This is a genomic window from Dialister sp. CAG:357 (assembly GCF_000435155.1).
Lineage (GTDB): Bacteria > Bacillota > Negativicutes > Veillonellales > Dialisteraceae > Dialister > Dialister hominis.
The window spans coordinates 1-3,519 of record NZ_FR896394.1 but is presented as its reverse complement, the minus strand read 5'-3'; the positions used below and the strand labels follow the sequence as shown (position 1 = coordinate 3,519).

3 protein-coding genes and 1 pseudogene are annotated in these 3,519 nt (G+C 45.0%); 3 read left to right on the top strand and 1 reads right to left on the bottom strand.

What is annotated here, in order from left to right; all coding sequences use genetic code 11:
- Positions 1–516: pseudogene (locus M3200_RS02915) on the bottom strand (hypothetical protein); the annotation flags it as partial.
- A gap of 415 nt (positions 517–931) precedes the next feature.
- Here M3200_RS02915 and M3200_RS02910 point away from each other — a divergent pair.
- From M3200_RS02910 to M3200_RS02900, 3 genes are all read left to right on the top strand, one after another.
- The gene (locus tag M3200_RS02910) at positions 932–1,162 is read left to right on the top strand and encodes a hypothetical protein (protein ID WP_022382041.1); all 231 of its coding nucleotides are present in this window, start codon (positions 932–934) and stop codon (positions 1,160–1,162) included.
- Between the two features lie 22 nt (positions 1,163–1,184).
- Positions 1,185–2,546, top strand: a complete 1,362-nt coding sequence (locus tag M3200_RS02905) for a ribonuclease H1 domain-containing protein (RefSeq protein WP_022382040.1) — start codon at positions 1,185–1,187, stop codon at positions 2,544–2,546.
- Positions 2,547–2,939: 393 nt separating this feature from the next.
- Positions 2,940–3,515 carry a hypothetical protein gene (locus M3200_RS02900; RefSeq protein ID WP_288178099.1) on the top strand — a complete coding sequence of 192 codons (576 nt, stop codon included), beginning with the start codon at positions 2,940–2,942 and terminating at the stop codon, positions 3,513–3,515.
- Positions 3,516–3,519 lie beyond the last annotated feature (4 nt).

Sequence of the window (3,519 nt, the reverse complement as noted above, 5' to 3'; positions counted from 1 at the left end):
AAGAGCGACCTCGTCGGCCGACTTCGGCTTCAGATTTGTGAAATCCGGAGGCGCTGCTTCTTCCGGGAACGGATCGGCTGCCTTGCTTTCCATCACGGGAGCAGGCTCATTCCCTTCCGGAAATGGCGAAGGGATGCCCCCTTCGGGGAACGGTGCCGGAGAAGGAGCAGGCGGGACAACATTGCGGGCCTTTTCCCTTTCCATATCCTTGGCAGGAGCATGGGCGGAAACGGGACCCGGGCCGTCATTCGGCGTTATTTTTGGAGGACGGTAGTTATCTACTTGTATTGTGATCTGCTGATTCTTCGTTTTAAGAATGTAACTCTCCAGTTTTCTGGAATACACATTGGCCAGCCATGCGACCTGGTACTTCGGCAGTGTGTGGTCCGTGGAAATCGTCAGTACCGAGCCTGAAAGTGAGACAGGGTACAAGTGAAGTTCAAACATTTCTGAATACTCGGAATCATTCGACTTAATATAAGTAACTAAATCCTCCCAGAGTGAAAATAGATCCATATAAAAACCTCATATGTTGACAGTTGTGATTAACCTTGTGAAAAAAATGTGAATTCTGGTGAATAAATCAAGAAATAAAAGTCCGATCAATTCGATATTATCGAAGGAAAATGCACTTAAACAACTCTGTGCAAAAGTGATTAACCTTGTGAATAACTTTATTCTATCATCTATCGGCTCCCTTGTACATTCACAAGATATAGAGAAAAAAGAATATGACAGTACCATAAATTGTGCCTCCTAAGGCGAACATTTAGTCGCAAAAGTCCGAAAAATCCCGCTGCTGCAAGCGATTTCCCTACTTATTAAGGTATAAATTTACAAAGCAGTAAGAAAGCTGTTATACTGGCAGTGAATGCCTCCCCTCCGAGTCACAAACTGCTGCGGGAGATAAGTCAGCGAAAGGAAAGAAGTCATGAAACGTCCACAGAAAGTCACCCGGGAAGACAGGCTGAGCCAGTACGCTCGCAAGATGTACGAAAAAGAAAAAATCGGGAAAAAATGGGAAGAAGAACTCCCGGAAGACAAGAAAAAGAACGGAAAGAAAATCAGGACCATCCTGAACCGCCGCCTCCGTCATGACAAAAACCTTGAAGTACCCGCTGACGGCGGCGCTTACAGGAAGGAAGCGGAGTGGAGAGAATAACTCCGCAAGCAAGGAGGAAAAAATGGATAAAGACAGAATACTCGCACTGGACACGGAAACCACCGGAGTCGGCCCCAATGCCGAGATCCTGCAGCTCTCCGTCATTGACGGCGAAGGCGCTGTGCGGATGAATCAATATTTCCGTCCGAAGAAAAACTCGTCATGGCCCGAAGCCGAGAAAGTGAACCACATCTCCCCTGCCATGGTCAGCAAATGTCCCTTCATCCTCGACCATAAGGAAGAAATCCAGGAAATGCTCGGCAATGCAGAGACCATCGTCGGATACAACCTTCCCTTCGACGTGCAGATGCTCCTCCAGAGCGGCCTTACCCTGCCCGATCCAAAGAAAACCATCTACATCGACATCATGCCCCCCTTCTCCGAAAAATACGGCGAACGCGATCCCTTCACAGGAAACATCCGCTGGCAGAAACTCATCACGTGCGCCAAACACTACGGCTACGACGGAGAAGGCTGGCACGACAGCCTCGCCGACACGAAAGCGACCATCTACTGCTTCTGGAAAATGATCGAAGACGGGACCCTGAAGCTCGATAAAAAAGCAGAAGAAAGAAGCGTGAAAATAGCCTTGGGCAATACAAGACAGAAAAAGAAATACTACGTCGTCAAACGCGGCAGGAACCCCGGCGTCTACTACACCTGGGACGACTGCAAGAAAGAAGTCCAGGGCTTCAACGGCGCCGTTTACAAAAGCTTCGTCACCAAGGAAGATGCCGAAGCATGGTACGGAAAACCCGTCAAAGAAGCACCGAAAATCGTAAAACCCGCCGGCACGGCTGCTTCTGCCGGAGCACCCGCTGCGGCGAAATCCTCGGCAAAAGGAGCCAAGGACATCGCAGAAGCAGAAAAGACATTCCCGGCCAAAGCCAAGAAACTCGGACCAGCCTTGAAAGCCGGCTTCAGAGTCCCTGATACCCTCACCATCTACACCGACGGCTCCTGCCTCTCCAACCCGGACGGCCCCGGAGGCTTCGCTGCCGTATTCCTCACAGAAGAAGGAGAAGCCTTCCTCCACCTGACCGGCGGCGAACCAGGCACCACCAACAACAGAATGGAACTCCGCGCTGCCTACGAAGCCCTCAAATGGATCAGCCAGGACGGCAAGAGAAGACAAATCACCTTCTGCACCGACAGCAAGTACCTCCAGAGAGCCATCACCCAGAGATGGCTGAACAACTGGAAAAGAAACGGCTGGATCACAACCAAAGGCACCCCCGTCCTGAACCAGGACCTCTGGAAAGGAATAGACGCCTTCCTCACCTCCCACGCCCTTTCCTTCGAATGGACAAAAGGCCACGCCGGCGCACAGTACAACGAACTCTGCGACCAGCTCGCCAAAGCCGAAGCCTCCCGCTTCCAGTAGTCCTATATAGATAATCGAAAAAAGGTATAGGAAAAATCCGGAGAAAATAAAAAAATTTTCCCGCTTTTTGAAAAAAGAGCGGGATTTTTTGATGGTGAGGGGAAGTGGAAAGAAAAAAACTTATATAATTAATATCATTGTATTATATTAAATGCCTCTTAAAATTCATATTGGCGAATTTTAAGAGGCATTTATTGAAGAAGTGTATAAACTGGCGGATTTAGAAAGTGTTTAATTTCGATTTGCAATTTTAAAAAATTTATCTTATATCTAAAAATGTATAGAAATGATATTTTGTTTATCTTTTAAGGGGTTGAAAATAATGATTATCCTAGCTTTCTTACTCTTTCTCTTCTGTGTGATAATGCTTTTAATATCTATCATAAAACCTAAATGGGGAACATTGGAAAAAGACCAGAGTTGAAAAGAAAACAAATTTGTTTATTTTACCTGGCGATGTGTTTTGTGTCTCTGTTTCTAATGGTTAAAGCTACACCAGATGATGCGATGTTATCGCAACAAAGTGGAATATCTGAAATGAGTAGAGCAGATAAAGAATATGCTTCTAAAATTGTTTTCTGTAAAAAGTTTGGGATTTCTGTTGACGATGCAAAAAATATTGAAGCAGCATTGAATTCTATTGGTGTTGAATCAGTAACAGATGCAACTAAAGATGAAAAAGGCATGTATTCTTTAAATGTTACTGCGAAAGGTGGTTATACACATTTATTTTTAGACAAAGATAATAAAGTCGAAACTATTAAATTAAAAGAAATCATTATGTATAAAGATGGACAAGCCGTACATCAACCTAGCGATTATGTATTAAGTGTTAGTGAAGAAAATCAAATGGAAAGACAAGCCAAAGAAATGGTCAAAAAGGTATTAAAGGCTCCAACAACAGCTGAATTTGATTATAAAACATTCAGATACTTTAAATTAGGTTCTTCACGCTTTTTTGTGGGATAAAAAT